We start from the raw sequence: 15,850 nt of genomic DNA, 5'->3' as shown, positions 1-15,850 counted from the left end.
GTTGTCTGGAAGGCTGAGGGTGCAGGCTGGAAATGGCAGGTCGAACGTCTGACCCCGTCCAGCTGGCGTCATCGCCACATATGAATTTAGCTCAAGGGCATACGCGGGGCTGTGTTCAAGCCACCGGTACTGGAGAAAGAAAGCATGAGCAACTGGTTAGTAGACAAACTGATCCCTTCGATCATGCGTTCCGAGGTGAAAAAAAGCTCGGTTCCTGAAGGTCTGTGGCACAAATGCCCATCCTGCGACGCGGTGCTGTACCGTCCGGAGCTGGAAAAGACCCTGGACGTTTGCCCCAAGTGCAACCACCACATGCGTATCGGCGCCCGCGCCCGCATCGACATCTTCCTGGACGCCGACGGCCGTAACGAGCTGGGCGCTGACCTGGAGCCGGTGGACCGTCTCAAGTTCCGCGACGGCAAGAAGTACAAGGATCGCCTGACCGGCGCGCAAAAGCAGACCGGTGAGAAAGACGCACTGATCTCCATCAGTGGCAAGTTGCTGGGCATGCCGGTTGTGGTCTCGGCGTTCGAGTTTTCCTTCATGGGCGGCTCCATGGGGGCCATCGTCGGTGAGCGCTTTGTTCGCGCTGCCAACTACGCCCTGGAAAACCGTTGCCCGATGATCTGCTTCGCCGCCTCCGGTGGTGCGCGTATGCAGGAAGCCCTGATCTCCCTGATGCAAATGGCCAAGACCTCGGCGGTGCTGGCGCGTCTGCGTGAAGAAGGCATTCCGTTCATCTCCGTGCTGACCGACCCGGTCTACGGTGGCGTTTCCGCCAGCCTGGCAATGCTGGGTGATGTGATCGTCGGCGAGCCAAAAGCCCTGATCGGCTTTGCCGGTCCGCGCGTGATCGAGCAGACCGTTCGCGAAAAACTGCCGGAAGGTTTCCAGCGCAGCGAGTTCCTGCTGGAGCACGGCGCTATCGACCTGATCATCCCGCGCGGCGAACTGCGTCCGCGTCTGGGTAACCTGCTGGCGCAAATGATGGGCCTGCCGACGCCGGTGTACGTCGCGCCTAAAGTCGAGCCGATCGTCGTGCCGCCGGTGCCTGCGAACCTATGACCCAGCGTACCCTGGGCGAATGGCTCGCCTACCTTGAGCAGTTGCATCCTTCCGCCATCGACATGGGCCTGGAGCGCTCGCAACAGGTAGCGGCCCGCCTCGGGTTGGGCCGGCCGGCACCGCGTGTGATCACGGTGACCGGCACCAACGGCAAAGGCTCTACCTGCGCCTTTGTCGCCGCGCTGCTGCAAGCCCAAGGGCTGAAAGTGGGCGTGTACAGCTCACCGCACCTGCTGCGCTATAACGAGCGGGTGCAGCTCAATGGCGTCGAAGCCACTGATGAGCAGCTCTGCGAAGCCTTCGCCGCACTGGATGCGGGCCGGGGCGAGACCTCCCTGACTTATTTCGAGATGGGCACCCTGGCGGCGTTCTGGCTGTTCGAGCGTGCGCGGTTGGATGTGGTCGTTCTGGAAGTTGGCTTGGGTGGGCGTCTCGACACGGTCAACGTGGTGGATGCTGACCTGGCGTTGGTTACCAGCATTGGCGTGGACCATGCTGACTATTTGGGTGATACCCGCGAGTCGGTGTCTTACGAAAAGGCCGGGATTTTCCGTCAGAGCAGGCCCGCATTGTGTGGTGACCTGGATCCGCCGCAACCCTTGCTCGACAAGGTGCGCGAGCTGGATTGCCCGTTTTTCCTACGCGGTCGCGACTTCAATCTCGAAATTGGTGCGCAACACTGGCAATGGCGTGGGCACGATGCTCGCGGCCAGGCAGTAGAGCTGCGTGACTTGCCGCTGCTGAACCTGCCGATGGAAAACGCCGCGCTGGCGCTGCAAGCCTATCTGCTGCTGGATCTGCCTTGGCAGGCTGAACAGATTGCCGCGACGTTGCTGGCGACCCGTATGGTGGGGCGTTTGGATCGTCGTGCGTTCGAGTGGGAAGGCAAGCGCCTGAACCTGCTGCTGGATGTGGGCCATAACCCCCATGCGGCCGAGTACCTGGCGCAACGCCTGGCGCGCACGCCGCCGGCGGGGCGTCGTCTTGCTGTTTTTGGTTTGCTTGCCGATAAGGATCTGGGTGGCGTGGTTGCGCCGTTGCTGGGCAATGTGCAGGCGTGGGCCGTAGCACCGCTGGACACTCCGCGCAGCCGTCCGGCTGTTGAGCTTGAAGTGGCGTTGCAGAACCTTGGTGCGCCCGTGACGTCGTATGCAAGCGTAACTGCCGCCCTGGAGGCGCAGTGCGCGGTAGCGACGGCCGAGGACGAGATTCTGTTGTTCGGATCATTTTATTGTGTTGCCGAGGCGCTTGAGTGGTTGGCCCGGCGCTCCACGGAGGAAGCTGCAGATGGCATTACTGGATAGCGCATACAAGCAGCGAATGGTCGGCGCCCTGGTGCTGGTGGCACTGGCGGTGATTTTCCTGCCGATGCTGTTTTCCCGTCAGGACGAACAGCGCCAGGTAGTTGTCGAGGCCCCGGCTGCGCCCGAAGCGCCGGCGTTGCCACAGGTGCAGGTTGAGCCGGTGGTGGTGCCTGAGCCTCAGGCCTTGCCCGAGGAAGCGCCTTTGCCTGTGGATGAAGAGATTGCAGCGCCGTCCACGCCTGTGCAGCCGAGCGTGCCAGTGGTCAAGCCCGCTCCGGCGCCTGTTGTAGCCGCCAAGCCGGCCGCTCCGGTGCCTGCGCCCAAGCCGGTGGCGCCGCAACCCGCTGCGCCGGGCAAGCCGGACGTGGGTCAGAGCCGTATCGACCCGAATGGCCTGCCGATCAGCTGGTCGATCCAGGTGGCCAGCCTGGGCAATCGCGAGGGTGCCGATGCCTTGCAGAAGAAGCTGCGTGCCCAGGGCTATAACGCCTATATCCGCAGTGCCGATGGCAAGAATCGCGTATTCATCGGGCCGTTGATCGAGCGTGCCGAGGCGGATCGCCTGCGCGACTTGCTGGATCGTCAGCAGAACCTGAAGGGATTTGTTACCCGGTTTCAGCCTGAGCGCGGCTGAGTTCGCAGGGTGTCAGCCTGGAATGCAATCAAATGTGGGAGGGGGCAAGCCTCCTCCCACATTGGTTTTGTGGTGGGGTTGAAATCGGGCTGGCTCACCACAAACTATTGATTTGCAAAGCAGCCGCAATCACCGCTTACCGATAGCCCGGCGCTCTGCTAAAATGCGCCGCCTCATCCGTCCGTAGGCTCAAACGTGCCATTTACCTGGGTTGACTGGGCGATTGTTGCAATCGTCGCCATCTCCGCTTTGATCAGTCTAAGCCGCGGCTTCGTTAAAGAAGCACTGTCGTTGCTGACGTGGATCATCGCAGGAGTCGTAGCCTGGATGTTCGGTGGATCACTGTCTGTCTACCTGGCCGGATACATAGAGACACCTTCGGCTCGCGTCATCGCGGGCTGCGCCATCATGTTCATCGCCACGCTGCTGGTGGGGGCAATGGTCAATTATCTTATTGGCGAATTGATACGTGTCACTGGCCTCTCCGGGACCGATCGATTTCTCGGCATGGCCTTCGGCGCCGCGCGTGGCGCGTTGCTGGTGGTCGTGGCGGTCGGGCTGTTGAGCCTGGGGCCGGTACAGCAGGATTCGTGGTGGCAGGAGTCGGTACTCGTGCCAAAATTTCTATTGGTTGCAGATTGGTCCAAGAACCTCATATTGGGGTGGAGCAGTCAGTGGCTGGCCAGCGGAATCAGCGTACCCGCTGATCTTCCGTTCAAGGAACACCTCTTGCCGGCCAAAACGCCGCAGTAAGCTGTGTTCAGTCAAGATTCATTAAGTAGGGGTTGCGTCGCATGTGTGGCATCGTCGGTATCGTCGGTAAGTCGAACGTCAATCAGGCGCTGTATGACGCGCTAACCGTCCTCCAGCACCGCGGCCAGGATGCTGCCGGTATTGTGACCAGCCACGACGGCCGGTTATTCCTGCGCAAGGACAATGGGCTCGTGCGTGACGTGTTCCATCAGCGTCACATGCAGCGTCTGGTCGGGCACATGGGCATTGGCCATGTGCGTTATCCGACTGCCGGTAGCTCGACTTCGGCCGAAGCTCAGCCGTTTTACGTCAACTCGCCTTACGGCATCACCCTGGCGCACAACGGCAACCTGACCAACGTTGAGCAACTGGCCAAGGAGATTTACGAATCTGACCTGCGCCACGTCAACACCAGCTCCGATTCGGAAGTGCTGCTTAACGTGTTCGCCCACGAGCTGGCACAGCGTGGCAAGCTGCAGCCGACCGAAGAAGACGTCTTCGCCGCCGTGATCGACGTGCACAACCGCTGCGTCGGTGGTTATGCCGTGGTTGCGATGATCACCGGCTATGGCATCGTCGGCTTCCGTGACCCGCACGGCATCCGCCCGATTGTGTTCGGCCAGCGTCACACCGACGAAGGCGTCGAGTACATGATCGCGTCCGAAAGCGTGTCCCTGGACGTGCTGGGCTTCACCCTGATCCGCGACCTTGCGCCGGGCGAAGCGGTGTACATCACTGAAGACGGCAAGCTGCACACCCGTCAGTGCGCCGTGGCGCCGAAGCTCACCCCGTGCATCTTCGAACACGTCTACCTGGCGCGTCCGGATTCGATCATCGACGGCGTTTCGGTCTACAAGGCGCGTCTGCGCATGGGCGAGAAGCTGGCCGACAAGATCTTGCGCGAGCGTCCTGAGCACGACATCGATGTGGTGATCCCGATCCCGGACACCAGCCGTACCGCTGCGCTGGAACTGGCCAACCACCTGGGCGTCAAGTTTCGCGAAGGCTTCGTGAAGAACCGCTACATCGGCCGTACCTTCATCATGCCGGGCCAGGCTGCACGCAAGAAGTCGGTGCGCCAGAAGCTCAACGCCATCGAGCTGGAGTTCCGCGGCAAGAACGTGATGCTGGTGGATGACTCCATCGTACGTGGCACCACCTGCAAGCAGATCATCCAGATGGCCCGCGAAGCCGGTGCGAAGAACGTGTACTTCTGTTCCGCAGCGCCCGCCGTGCGTTACCCGAACGTGTACGGTATCGACATGCCGAGCGCCCACGAACTGATCGCCCACAACCGTACTACCCAAGACGTGGCCGACCTGATCGGCGCCGACTGGCTGATCTATCAGGACCTGCCGGATCTGATCGAAGCGGTCGGCGGTGGCAAGATCAAGATCGCTGAGTTCGACTGCGCCGTGTTCGACGGCAAGTACGTGACCGGTGACGTCGACGAGGCCTACCTGAACAAGATCGAGCAGGCGCGTAATGACTCGTCGAAGATCAAGACCCAGGCGGTCAGCGCGATCATCGATCTGTACAACAACTGAGTAAACACCGGCCCTGAGGGGCCGGTTTTGTATCTTAAATAAAGAATTGAGTAAGGAGTGGCAGCATGAGTCAGGAATGGGATGCCGGTCGGTTGGACAGCGACCTCGATGGCGTAGCTTTCGATACCCTGGCTGTGCGTGCCGGCCAGCACCGCACTCCCGAAGGTGAGCACGGTGATCCGATGTTCTTCACTTCCAGCTATGTGTTCCGTACCGCGGCCGACGCCGCTGCGCGCTTTGCTGGTGAAGTGCCGGGCAACGTGTATTCGCGCTACACCAATCCAACCGTGCGCGCGTTCGAAGAGCGCATCGCGGCCCTGGAAGGCGCTGAGCAAGCCGTGGCCACCGCCACCGGCATGGCGGCGATCCTGGCGGTGGTGATGAGCCTGTGCAGCGCTGGCGACCACGTGCTGGTGTCTCGTAGCGTGTTTGGTTCGACCATCAGCCTGTTCGAGAAGTACTTCAAGCGCTTCGGTATCGAAGTGGACTACGTGCCTCTGGCGGATCTGTCCGGCTGGGACGCAGCAATCAAGGCCAACACCAAATTGCTGTTCGTCGAGTCGCCATCCAACCCGCTGGCCGAACTGGTGGATATCGCCGCTCTGTCCGAAGTGGCTCACGCCAAGGGCGCGATGCTGGTTGTCGACAATTGCTTCTGTACGCCGGCGTTGCAGCAGCCGCTGAAGCTGGGGGCCGATATCGTTGTGCACTCGGCCACCAAGTTCATCGATGGTCAAGGCCGTTGCATGGGCGGCGTGGTTGCCGGTCGCGGCGAGCAGATGAAGGAAGTAGTGGGCTTCTTGCGCACTGCCGGCCCGACGTTGAGCCCGTTCAACGCCTGGATCTTCCTCAAGGGCCTGGAAACCCTCAGCCTGCGCATGAAGGCTCATTGCGCCAACGCCCAGGCCCTGGCCGAGTGGCTTGAGCAGCAGGACGGTATCGAGAAAGTGCACTACGCCGGCCTGAAGAGCCATCCGCAGCACGAATTGGCCCAGCGCCAGCAGCGTGGTTTCGGTGCCGTGGTGAGCTTTGAGGTGAAGGGCGGCAAAGAGGGTGCCTGGCGCTTTATCGATGCGACGCGCTTGATCTCCATCACCGCCAACCTGGGTGACAGCAAGACCACCATCACGCACCCGAGCACCACCTCCCACGGGCGCCTGGCGCCGCAGGAGCGTGAAGCGGCCGGTATCCGCGACAGCCTGATCCGCATCGCGGTCGGTCTGGAAGATGTCGCCGACTTGCAGGCAGACCTGGCCCGCGGGCTGGCTGCCTTGTGATCGAGTGGTCCATGGAGGCTGCAGCGGCCACTAACGGCCGCGTCGCGCTCGTCACAGGGGCTGCGCGGGGCATTGGTCTTGGTATTGCCGCGTGGCTGATCAGTGAAGGCTGGCAAGTGGTGTTGACCGACCTGGACTGCGAGCGCGGCTCCAAGGTGTCCAAGGTGCTGGGCGAGAACGCCTGGTTTATCAGCATGGACGTTGCCGACGAGAAGCAGGTCGCTCAGGGCGTTGCTGAAGTGCTCGGACAATTCGGCCGCCTGGACGCGTTGGTGTGTAACGCGGCGGTGGCTGACCCGCGCAATATCACTCTGGAAAGCCTCGACCTGGCTTACTGGAATCGCGTGCTGGCGGTGAATCTCAGCGGGCCGATGTTGCTGGCCAAGCACTGTGCGCCGTACCTGCGCGCTCACGGCGGGGCCATCGTCAACCTGGCGTCGACTCGGGCTCGTCAATCGGAACCCGATACCGAGGCTTACGCGGCGAGCAAGGGCGGCTTGTTGGCCCTGACTCATGCCTTGGCCATGAGCCTGGGGCCGGAGGTGCGGGTGAACGCGGTCAGCCCTGGCTGGATCGACGCTCGTGATCCTGCGGCGCGGCGTGCCGAGCCGTTGACTGATGCCGATCATGCCCAGCATCCGGCGGGCAGGGTGGGTACGGTCGAGGATGTTGCGGCAATGGTGGCGTGGCTGCTGTCGCGCCAGGCCGGGTTTGTCACCGGGCAAGAGTTCGTGGTGGACGGCGGCATGAGCAAGAAGATGATCTACAGCGAGTAGTGCAGTCTTGAAGCAATTTTGTCTTTTTTAGAAAAACTTCAAGCAGGCTATTGACTTAGGTCCGCTACCTGCGTAAATTTCGCGGCCTCAACGAAGCAAAGGGTGATTAGCTCAGCTGGGAGAGCATCTGCCTTACAAGCAGAGGGTCGGCGGTTCGATCCCGTCATCACCCACCACTTCTTGAGAGTTTTACCTTTGGGTAAGACGCAACGTTAAAGGTTGCACCGACGCGCAGCGGTAGTTCAGTCGGTTAGAATACCGGCCTGTCACGCCGGGGGTCGCGGGTTCGAGTCCCGTCCGCTGCGCCATATTTTCCAGGTCTGACTTGTCGGGCTTGAGATTGAACAGCCAAGGCTGATTGATCAGATGTTTAAAAGACGGTTGAGGTGTTTTGCTCAACTGGTCAAGCGATACGCAGCGGTAGTTCAGTCGGTTAGAATACCGGCCTGTCACGCCGGGGGTCGCGGGTTCGAGTCCCGTCCGCTGCGCCATATCTGCCTCAAGGCCCACTGAACGCCTTGGAGCACAAAGCAAGCCTCTGGCTACTTTGATCCGATAGCAAAGACCCTGGTCGAAAGACCGGGGTTTTTTGTGTCTGCGATTTGATGGCGTGTTGCAAGAGCCGGCGCGCCGGCTCCCGTGGCATTGTCAGAATCCCAGTTTGTCCCGCAAGCCGTAGTACCAGGCCCCCAGCGCCGCAAACGGCGTGCGCAACAGTTGCCCGCCTGGGAACGGGTAGTGCGGCAGGTCGGCAAACGCATCAAAACGCTCTGCCTGGCCTCTCAGTGCCTCAGCCAGTACTTTGCCTGCCAGATGGGTGTACGTCACGCCATGGCCGCTGCAGCCCTGTGAGTAGTAGATGTTGTCGCCCAGGCGCCCCACCTGGGGCAGGCGCGAGAGGGTCAGCAGGAAATTGCCGGTCCAGGCATAGTCGATCTTCACATCCTTGAGCTGAGGGAATGCCTTGAGCATCTTCGGGCGGATGATCGCCTCGATATTTGCCGGGTCGCGCGCGCCATATACCACGCCGCCGCCGAAGATCAGGCGCTTGTCGCTTGTCAGGCGGTAGTAGTCGAGCAGGTAGTTGCAGTCTTCCACACAGTAATCCTGCGGGAGGAGGGTCTTGGCCAGCTCATCTCCCAGCGGCGCCGTGGTGATGACTTGCGTACCGCAGGGCATCGACTTGGCGGCCAGCTCCGGCACCAAATTGCCTAGATAGGCATTGCCCGCGACGATGATGAACTTGGCCCTCACCTTGCCCTGGGCTGTATGCACTACCGGGTTGGCGCCGCGCTCGATACGCACTGCCGCCGATTGTTCATAGATCGTGCCGCCAAGGGATTCCACGGCCGCTGCTTCGCCGAGTGCCAGGTTGAGCGGGTGGATGTGACCGCCACTCATGTCCAGCAGGCCGCCCACATAGTTGTCGCAGGCAACCACCTCGCGGATGCGGCGCTCGTCCAGCAACTCCAGTTGAGTGTGGCCATAGCGTTCCCACAGGCGCTTCTGTGACTCCAGATGGCCCATGTGTTTGCTGTTGAGTGCTGCGAACACGCCGCCGTCCTTTAAATCACACTGGATCTGGTACTTGGCGACCCGCTCGCGAATGATCCTGCCACCTTCGAACGCCATCTGCCCCAGTAACTGTGCCTGTTGAGGGCCGACGCTGCGCTCGATCACATCGATATCGCGGCTGTAGCTGTTGACGATTTGCCCGCCATTACGGCCCGACGCACCAAAGCCCACCTTGGCGGCTTCCAGCACCGTCACGCGAAAGCCGTTTTCCAGCAGAAACAGCGCACTGGAGAGGCCGGTATAGCCGGCACCTATTACACACACGTCGGTTTCGACGTCACCCTGCAGCATCGGGCGCGGCGGAACGGCATTCGCGGAAGCGGCGTAATACGACTGGGGGTAGGGGGTGTTCGCCATCCTGGAACCTCTGTTTTATATTTTTTACGAGTGCGCCGATCCTACCTGAGTTGAAAATTGCCTGCCAGCCACGCGAAAAATGCCGGTATGTCGGTCGCAAATAAAAAATTCGCATATTCATAGGGTTAGCTGCAAAAAAGATGTTGACACCCCTCCACAATTCCGTAGAATGCCGCCTCACAGCAGGCACGTAGCTCAGTTGGTTAGAGCACCACCTTGACATGGTGGGGGTCGTTGGTTCGAGTCCAATCGCGCCTACCAAACAAAATCCGCTCTGCTGGGCGGTCTAGAAGGGCTCACCGAAAGGTGGGCCCTTTTTTGTTGTCTGCGATTTGCAAAACGTTTGTAAAGCCTCCAGCTCAGTACGGCAATTCTGCGCTTACTCCATGTTGGCTGTTTTCGGCGGTTGCGACTAAGCATCAAGGGCTGTCTAAAGTATTTGAATGCCAGGCCGATAAAGGGCGCAAACCTCCAACACTCGGACATTTGGCATGCTTATCAACATTAGCACTACCGCTTCCGTAGCAAGCACTCCAAGCACTGTCAGCTCGATGGATGCCGCGACCACCGAAAGGACGGCTACCTCCAGCAGCGCCACTGCTGGCGCAAGCACTGAGACTAAAAGTGCGGCGGGTGCAGGCGGCGGTAGTCAGGCGTCATCCAGTTCGACGGAGTCAGATACCGTCAAAGAGTTGAAAAAGCAGATCGAACAGTTGCAGAAGCAACTTCAAGCAGAGCAGCAAGCCTTGCAGAAAGCCCAGTCCAGCAACCAGAGCGCAGACGCCAAGGCTGCCGCTGTGGCGGCGGCTCAAACGCAAATTGCAGGCACTTCTGCCGCGTTGCAGACGGTGACTTCGGCGCTATTGCAAGCCGTCACCGCAGAGGGTGGCAGCACGTCGGGCTCGATGGTCAGCACCACCGCCTGATTGCCGCAAAGTGGGTTGAGCCGCTGTATTTATCAGCGGTTCAACACACTTGCTCCCGCCCCTTGGGCAATCGATACACCTCCACCAGCGCCAATCCCCCTCCTGCGCCTGAACCCCATGCCGTTGAACGGTCATGGTTACGAGGTTTACGGGTTCGCAACGGTGCGCGTGCTTTGGCAACTTCGACTACAGTTCAACTACGTTTCAGCCTTGGGTAATCGCCATGATCAAGTCGTCCAAGTTTGTGTCAGTCGCGCTGTCGCTGGTCCTGTTTGCCGGTGGAGGCATGGCGCTGGCGGATCCCGGCAATGGCAAGGGGCAAGGTAACAATAAAGGCAATAACCAAGGCGGCCAGGGGCATGACAAACCCAAAGGCAAAGGTGGGTCGGGCAACCATGGCCCCAGTGTCGATCGTGGAAGCGTGCTGAATGTGTTGGGTGGCTATCGCGACTACTGGCGCCCTGGGCCGGCGTTGCCCCCTGGCATCCAGAAAAACCTGGCACGGGGCAAGCCGCTGCCGCCGGGCATTGCGAAGAAACTGGATGGCCGCTTACTGGGCCACTTGCCCCGTTACGATGGGTACGAGTGGCAGCAGGCAGGCACCGACCTGATATTGGTCGCCATTGCGACGGGCATCATCTATGAAGTCCTCAATGGCGCCCTTGATTGAACTCGCGGGCCGGGAAAAACAGTTCGAAACAGGTCTCGCCTGCCTCGCTGCTGACGCTGTACCGACCGTTATGCAGCTGCATGATGGTCGCCACAATCGACAGGCCCAGGCCATTGGACTGGGCCGAACGCTCCCGTGACTCATCCACCCGGTAAAACCGTTCGAACAGCCGCGATAAATGTTCCGTCGCAATGGTTTCACCCTGATTTGTGACCTTAAGGTAGATGCCTTCGGCGTCCGCAATTGTCTGGATCACTAACTCGGACGCTGGTGCGCCGTATTTGATGGCATTGGCGCACAGGTTCGCCAGGGCACGGCGCAGCAGCATCGGTTCGGCCCAGATCACACCTTCGCCCTCGGCACGAATACTGATGTTCGCGTCGCCTGCCACGCCTTCAAAGTAATCGGCGATGCGCGCCACTTCATCCGCCGCGCTCAATTCCTGACGCTGGCGCAGGGCGCTGGCCGGGTCGGTGCGGGCCAGGAACAGCATGTTGTCGAGCATCCGCGCCAGGCGCTCAAGCTCTTCGACATTGGAGGCCAAAAGCTGCTGATAACTTTCGATGCTGCGGTTCTGTTGCAGTGCGACCTGGGTTTCCCCCAGGAGATTGTTGATCGGCGTGCGCAGTTCGTGGGCCATGTCGGTAGACACTTGCCCCAGTTGCGCAAAGCCCTTGGCGAGGCGCTCAAGCATGGTGTTGAACGAGTCGATCATCGGCAGCAGTTCTTTCGGTACTCCCTGGCTGTCGAGGCGTTCGGCCAGGTTGCCGACGCCGATGCCTTCAGCGTGTCGAGCCAGCCGACGCAAGGGCAGCAGGCCGCGATGCACCAACAGGTAGCCGGCCAGTGCGAGGAGGATCGCGGCAACGCTCGCCAGGAGATACACGCTCAACCGGTAGCTGGCGAGCAGGGCGGTCCGCTCGGTCATCAGGCGCCCGCTGGTGACTTGCAGGCTGCCCAGGTCGCCGGAGTCGATGGACGCGGCCAGGGTGGAGAAGGGCACGCCATTCACACCGGGCAGGTGTTGCACGTCGTTCAGTGTGAGGATGTGGTCTTTGGGGACTGGCTTGATGGCTGGCAGCTCGATGTTGCCGGGGTTCACCAGCAGCAGCGGCTTTTGGCCGGGCGCGGCGATGCTCAGCACGGATTCGCGGTTGCCCAGCATGTTCTGGAACAGTTCCGGCTTGGTCCTGATCAGGTCCAGTGTGTTGCTGTCGTTGAGCAGGTTGCGCAGTTGATTCACCCGGGAAATCAATTGCACGTCGTCGCTCAGGATCAGCTCGCGCTCCAGCTCCCGGTACAGCACCACGCCGAGGGTGGCGAGCAGGGCAAAGGCGAGCAGGGCGAAGATCACGGCCAGGCGCAGGGTCAGGGAATAATGACGGCGGTGGGTCATGGCTGGGTATCGAAACGGTAGCCAATGCCCCGCACGCTGTGGATCAACTTGAGCGGGAACGGGTCGTCGATTTTCAGGCGCAGGCGCCGCACGGCCACGTCCACCACGTTGGTATCGCTGTCGAAGTTCATGTCCCACACCCGCGAGGCAATCAACGAACGCGACAGTACCTGGTCCTGGTGAGTGGCAAACAGGTGCAACAGGGCGAACTCTTTATTGGTCAGGGTGATGCGTGTACCGGCGCGTGTGACGCGGCGTTTCATTACGTCGATGTGCAGGTCAGCGATCTGCAGGTGCTCTTCTTCCCGGCTCGGGCCGCGACGGTTCAGGGTGCGCAGGCGTGCTACCAGCTCGGCGAAGGAGAAGGGCTTGATCAGGTAGTCATCGGCACCCAGTTCCAGGCCTTTGATGCGGTCGGCAATATCGTCGCGCGCCGTCAGAAAAATCACTGGGGTATCGGCGTCCTTACGCAGGCGACGCAGTACTTCCCAGCCGTCCATTTTCGGCATCATTACATCGAGCACAATCACGTCGAACGGCGTTTCCAGCGCTTGGTGCAGGCCGTCCACGCCATCCCGGGCCAGGCTGACGGAGTGGCCCAACTCCTGGAGGCCGTTAAGCAGGTAGTTGCCGGCCTTGGGTTCGTCTTCGATAACGAGGATGTTCATGGGAAATGCCCTGATTCAATACTGGCGCCAGTGTAGCCGGATCAATTGTCGTTGGCGCATTGAGTCGTGCCAGTGCGTTCACGGTAATCCGCGGCCGCGTACAGCCAACCAACAGAATGATGACAAGTTCGTAATGATTGCCTCGCGGTGCTGGCATCAGCGTTTACAACTCAGGAGGTGATCCGTAGATTGCAACGGGCCGATTATTCGTTTCAGCTCACGAGGAAGCCCTGCAGTGTCTATCCGAGGTTCAGCCGTACTTGCCCGCCCTTACCACGCCTTCTTGTTCGATATGGACGGAACCCTGCTCAACTCCATCGCCGCCGCCGAGCGCGTTTGGAGCACCTGGGCTGAACGCCATCGGCTGGATGTAGCGGCCTTCCTGACCACCATTCATGGTGCGCGGGCAATTGACACCATCACGCGCCAGGCATTGCCCGGTGTCGATCCACAGGTTGAAGCGCAGTGGATTACCGAGGCGGAAATCAATGACGTGGACGGCGTTGTGGCGATTTCCGGTGCTGTCGAGTTTCTTAATAACGTGCCCGGTGATCAGTGGGCGCTGGTCACCTCTGCACCGAAGGCGTTGGCATTACGTCGGTTGAAGGCAGCGGGCATTACGCCGCCGGCGGTGCTGGTCACGGCTGAAGACGTGGCCATCGGCAAGCCGAACCCCGCCTGTTATGTGCTGGGTGCGCAACGCCTGGGTGTGTCGGTGCAGGACTGCCTGGTGTTTGAAGATGCGACGGTAGGGATTCGTGCGGGGGAGGCGGCTGGAGCGGATGTGCTGGTCGTCACGTCGACGCACCTCAAGCCCATGCTCACTGAGCATCCATCGATTGAAGGGTATGAACAGGTGCAGGTGCAACGCGGCGCTGATGGCTTGTTGTACTTGCAAAGCGCGGTGGGCTGACACTAAAAAAACGGGTCGTGCCCTTAACCCAAGAACAGTTCGAAGAGGTTTTCGCCAGCCGTTACCTGAACGAAAGGGCTGGCTACTGAGGGTACTTCAAGGCGTCTGGTTTTTGTCCGGAGCAGTCAGGCCGGCCTGGATGCGCTGGTAGATCTCCTCGCGATGCACGGCAACATCCTTGGGCGCGTTGATGCCGATTCGTACTTGCTGGCCGCTGACGCCGAGGATGGTGATCGTAATGTCATCACCGATGTTTATGCTTTCACCGACTTTGCGGGTGAGTATAAGCATGGACTTCTCCTTGATTGCTTTTAGGACACATGTTTCAAACAGGGCAGGTGTCGGATGTGTGTAGCTTACTGCTAAGCGCTTCCCTGTGACTGCCTCTTTTAGGACGCATAGAGGCGACATTAATTCCCATGGCGGCATCATACAGGTCTGGGATACATCATTCGCATTGTTTAAGCCAACGTTTATGACGGCCAGAATAGACAGTGAATGATAAAGTCGCCTCTTTATCCTTAAAGGAGCAGGGCAGTGCGTAAAGTAGCGATGGCAATTGCGGTGTTGGCGTTGGCCGGTTGCGGTGAGGGTAAACCTGTCGACGCCCCCAAGGCCAAGCCTGCCGTTACCGAAAGTCAGCCACAGACCGGCGCGATTGCTGCTCAGGAGTGGGACCTGCGAGTCGGTCCGCCTGACCACAAACTCCAGGCGATCACCGACCTGACCGCCTGGTTGCTCGAACATGGTTTCAATTTTTATATCGTGAAAGTCGACGGCAAGGACGACGTGCTGCTGGGGCCGTTTGCAACCAGGGCCGAAGCTGAGGCAAAGCAGACGCTGCTTAACGAAAAGATGGCCCGTGCCAAGAAAACCGACACGGTGTCCGAGATCATCGAACACCAGCCCGCGCAGTAACGGGCCGCTTGGGCGGCAGTGCCGCCCCTGTTCAACCGCAGGCTTTCAGATTGACCGGGCCGACAAACTCATTGCCACGCCCCATCACGCACGCCACCGTCTGGTTACGCTGGCGCTCCCAGGTTTGTACCGGGTAGGTCTTGTTCCAGGCTTCGTACAACTGGCGATCCTGTTTCGACAAGCGCAAGCCGTATTGTTTGCTCATGTAGAAGTAGGTGCGCGCGATCATCCCGCGAATGGACGGGCGCGGCATCACCTTCTTTGCCTTGAAATCCACTTGGGTCAGGCATGAACCGTACTGCCCGTTTTGCACCGGCAGCCAGCCAAAACTGAAGTTGCTTCGGTCGCCGTTGACCTCGCCGATACTCGGTACCAAATTGTGCAGGTCTGCTTCGGCACGCTTGAACACGTCGTCATGGCGCGTGCAGTTCTTGCGCCCGCCATCCTGCCAGCACTGACGCTGGTGCCCAATCTGCCAGGCCGGAACAATGTGCTCCCACTCGATGCGTGCGGCGCGGCTGGCGTTTTTGCGTGGGATATAGCCGCAGGCTTTCAAGTCCACGCGGTTGCCGCTGTACTTGCAGCCGCAATAGAACTCGGTGGATTGCGGGGCGTAGAGTGTCCAGGCGACTTTCTTGGCTTCACTGAAGGTTCTGGGTGCCTGCGCATGAGCGGTAACGGCAAAAAGCAGGCAACACACAGCAATAAAACGGGCACTCATTCAATCAATCTTCCTTCGGCACAACCCAGAAAATCTGCACGCCACCATCATCTCGATAGGCGAGGGTGACGTTGTCGTTCTCCGCGATTTCTTCCAGTAAACGCTGCCACTCGTCTTCCGGTTCTTCCGGCAAACGGAAGAGCAAGGCTGCCTTGGCTTTTTGCGCGTTGGTGGAATTGATGATTTTTTGCACGCGAGTTGCCAGGCGTGTGTAGGCATCAGGCGGGGTGGGCGCTGCGGAAGAGGATTTTGCCACGGAATACTCCTTGGTAAGCTGTATGTGCATACAGTATTTAACTGTGGGCAATTTCGCAACTGCTTAAAATTCAAGAAGTTCGTCTGACAACGAA

The 15,850-nt window shown here is 60.0% G+C and carries 17 protein-coding genes and 4 tRNA genes; 15 read left to right on the top strand and 6 right to left on the bottom strand.

What is annotated here, in order from left to right; genetic code table 11:
* The first annotated feature begins 144 nt into the window (after window positions 1–144).
* The 10 genes from accD (at window position 145) to AB3G88_RS18360 (ending at window position 7,847) form a co-directional block, all read left to right on the top strand.
* Window positions 145–1,065 carry an acetyl-CoA carboxylase, carboxyltransferase subunit beta gene (gene accD, locus AB3G88_RS18405; protein ID WP_099584002.1) on the top strand — a complete coding sequence of 307 codons (921 nt, stop codon included), beginning with the start codon at window positions 145–147 and terminating at the stop codon, window positions 1,063–1,065.
* Window positions 1,062–2,369, top strand: coding sequence for a bifunctional tetrahydrofolate synthase/dihydrofolate synthase (folC, locus tag AB3G88_RS18400; RefSeq protein ID WP_112196247.1), 1,308 nt, complete (start codon window positions 1,062–1,064; stop codon window positions 2,367–2,369). The genes accD and folC overlap by 4 nt, the downstream gene beginning before the upstream one ends.
* A complete protein-coding gene (locus AB3G88_RS18395; protein WP_099584000.1) occupies window positions 2,353–3,003 on the top strand; it encodes an SPOR domain-containing protein in 651 nt (216 codons plus the stop codon). Before folC ends, AB3G88_RS18395 begins: the two co-directional genes overlap by 17 nt.
* A gap of 195 nt (window positions 3,004–3,198) precedes the next feature.
* A complete protein-coding gene (locus AB3G88_RS18390; protein ID WP_003192538.1) occupies window positions 3,199–3,756 on the top strand; it encodes a CvpA family protein in 558 nt (185 codons plus the stop codon).
* Window positions 3,757–3,797: 41 nt separating this feature from the next.
* A complete protein-coding gene (purF, locus tag AB3G88_RS18385; RefSeq protein ID WP_099583999.1) occupies window positions 3,798–5,303 on the top strand; it encodes an amidophosphoribosyltransferase in 1,506 nt (501 codons plus the stop codon).
* Window positions 5,304–5,368: 65 nt separating this feature from the next.
* Complete coding sequence (locus tag AB3G88_RS18380) at window positions 5,369–6,580, top strand: O-succinylhomoserine sulfhydrylase (RefSeq protein ID WP_099583998.1); 1,212 nt, start codon at window positions 5,369–5,371, stop codon at window positions 6,578–6,580.
* 11 nt (window positions 6,581–6,591) lie between these two features.
* On the top strand, window positions 6,592–7,356 hold the full coding sequence (locus AB3G88_RS18375) for an SDR family oxidoreductase (protein ID WP_480451062.1): 765 nt from the start codon (window positions 6,592–6,594) through the stop codon (window positions 7,354–7,356).
* A 100-nt stretch (window positions 7,357–7,456) separates the two neighbouring features.
* Window positions 7,457–7,532: transfer RNA gene (locus AB3G88_RS18370), tRNA-Val, on the top strand.
* A 55-nt stretch (window positions 7,533–7,587) separates the two neighbouring features.
* Window positions 7,588–7,664 (top strand) — tRNA-Asp (locus tag AB3G88_RS18365).
* A 106-nt stretch (window positions 7,665–7,770) separates the two neighbouring features.
* Window positions 7,771–7,847: transfer RNA gene (locus tag AB3G88_RS18360), tRNA-Asp, on the top strand.
* Window positions 7,848–8,004: 157 nt separating this feature from the next.
* Here the strand turns inward: AB3G88_RS18360 and AB3G88_RS18355 are convergent.
* Window positions 8,005–9,288, bottom strand: a complete 1,284-nt coding sequence (locus AB3G88_RS18355) for an NAD(P)/FAD-dependent oxidoreductase (RefSeq protein WP_112196244.1) — start codon at window positions 9,286–9,288, stop codon at window positions 8,005–8,007.
* 184 nt (window positions 9,289–9,472) lie between these two features.
* Between AB3G88_RS18355 and AB3G88_RS18350 the strand changes: the two genes are divergently transcribed.
* From AB3G88_RS18350 to AB3G88_RS18340, 3 genes are all read left to right on the top strand, one after another.
* A tRNA-Val gene (locus AB3G88_RS18350) sits at window positions 9,473–9,549 on the top strand.
* A 230-nt stretch (window positions 9,550–9,779) separates the two neighbouring features.
* The gene (locus AB3G88_RS18345) at window positions 9,780–10,214 is read left to right on the top strand and encodes a hypothetical protein (RefSeq protein WP_112196243.1); all 435 of its coding nucleotides are present in this window, start codon (window positions 9,780–9,782) and stop codon (window positions 10,212–10,214) included.
* 223 nt (window positions 10,215–10,437) lie between these two features.
* Entirely contained in the window at window positions 10,438–10,884 is a 447-nt protein-coding gene (locus AB3G88_RS18340) for an anti-virulence regulator CigR family protein (protein ID WP_158878619.1), read from the top strand.
* Here the strand turns inward: AB3G88_RS18340 and AB3G88_RS18335 are convergent.
* Together AB3G88_RS18335 and AB3G88_RS18330 are read right to left on the bottom strand one after the other, a co-directional pair.
* Window positions 10,865–12,280 carry a heavy metal sensor histidine kinase gene (locus AB3G88_RS18335; protein ID WP_480451059.1) on the bottom strand — a complete coding sequence of 472 codons (1,416 nt, stop codon included), beginning with the start codon at window positions 12,278–12,280 and terminating at the stop codon, window positions 10,865–10,867. The genes AB3G88_RS18340 and AB3G88_RS18335 overlap by 20 nt on opposite strands.
* On the bottom strand, window positions 12,277–12,948 hold the full coding sequence (locus AB3G88_RS18330) for a heavy metal response regulator transcription factor (RefSeq protein ID WP_099586452.1): 672 nt from the start codon (window positions 12,946–12,948) through the stop codon (window positions 12,277–12,279). The genes AB3G88_RS18335 and AB3G88_RS18330 overlap by 4 nt, the downstream gene beginning before the upstream one ends.
* Before the next feature lie 235 nt (window positions 12,949–13,183).
* Between AB3G88_RS18330 and AB3G88_RS18325 the strand changes: the two genes are divergently transcribed.
* A complete protein-coding gene (locus tag AB3G88_RS18325) occupies window positions 13,184–13,861 on the top strand; it encodes an HAD-IA family hydrolase (protein WP_158878622.1) in 678 nt (225 codons plus the stop codon).
* A gap of 96 nt (window positions 13,862–13,957) precedes the next feature.
* On the opposite strand, the gene csrA is transcribed toward AB3G88_RS18325, so the two are convergent.
* Window positions 13,958–14,152, bottom strand: coding sequence for a carbon storage regulator CsrA (csrA, locus tag AB3G88_RS18320; RefSeq protein ID WP_003192511.1), 195 nt, complete (start codon window positions 14,150–14,152; stop codon window positions 13,958–13,960).
* 246 nt (window positions 14,153–14,398) lie between these two features.
* Between csrA and AB3G88_RS18315 the strand changes: the two genes are divergently transcribed.
* Window positions 14,399–14,779 (top strand): SPOR domain-containing protein, encoded by a 381-nt coding sequence (locus AB3G88_RS18315; protein ID WP_099586454.1) that lies wholly within the window; start codon window positions 14,399–14,401, stop codon window positions 14,777–14,779.
* A gap of 31 nt (window positions 14,780–14,810) precedes the next feature.
* Here AB3G88_RS18315 and AB3G88_RS18310 read toward each other — a convergent pair whose 3' ends face one another.
* Both AB3G88_RS18310 and AB3G88_RS18305 read right to left on the bottom strand, forming a co-directional pair.
* Entirely contained in the window at window positions 14,811–15,500 is a 690-nt protein-coding gene (locus tag AB3G88_RS18310) for an endonuclease (RefSeq protein ID WP_112196239.1), read from the bottom strand.
* A 4-nt stretch (window positions 15,501–15,504) separates the two neighbouring features.
* Window positions 15,505–15,756 (bottom strand): DUF1654 domain-containing protein, encoded by a 252-nt coding sequence (locus AB3G88_RS18305; RefSeq protein ID WP_099586504.1) that lies wholly within the window; start codon window positions 15,754–15,756, stop codon window positions 15,505–15,507.
* Window positions 15,757–15,850 lie beyond the last annotated feature (94 nt).

The sequence above is a fragment of the Pseudomonas arvensis genome (genome assembly GCF_056688935.1).
This window is presented reverse-complemented; position numbering and strand designations above follow the sequence as displayed.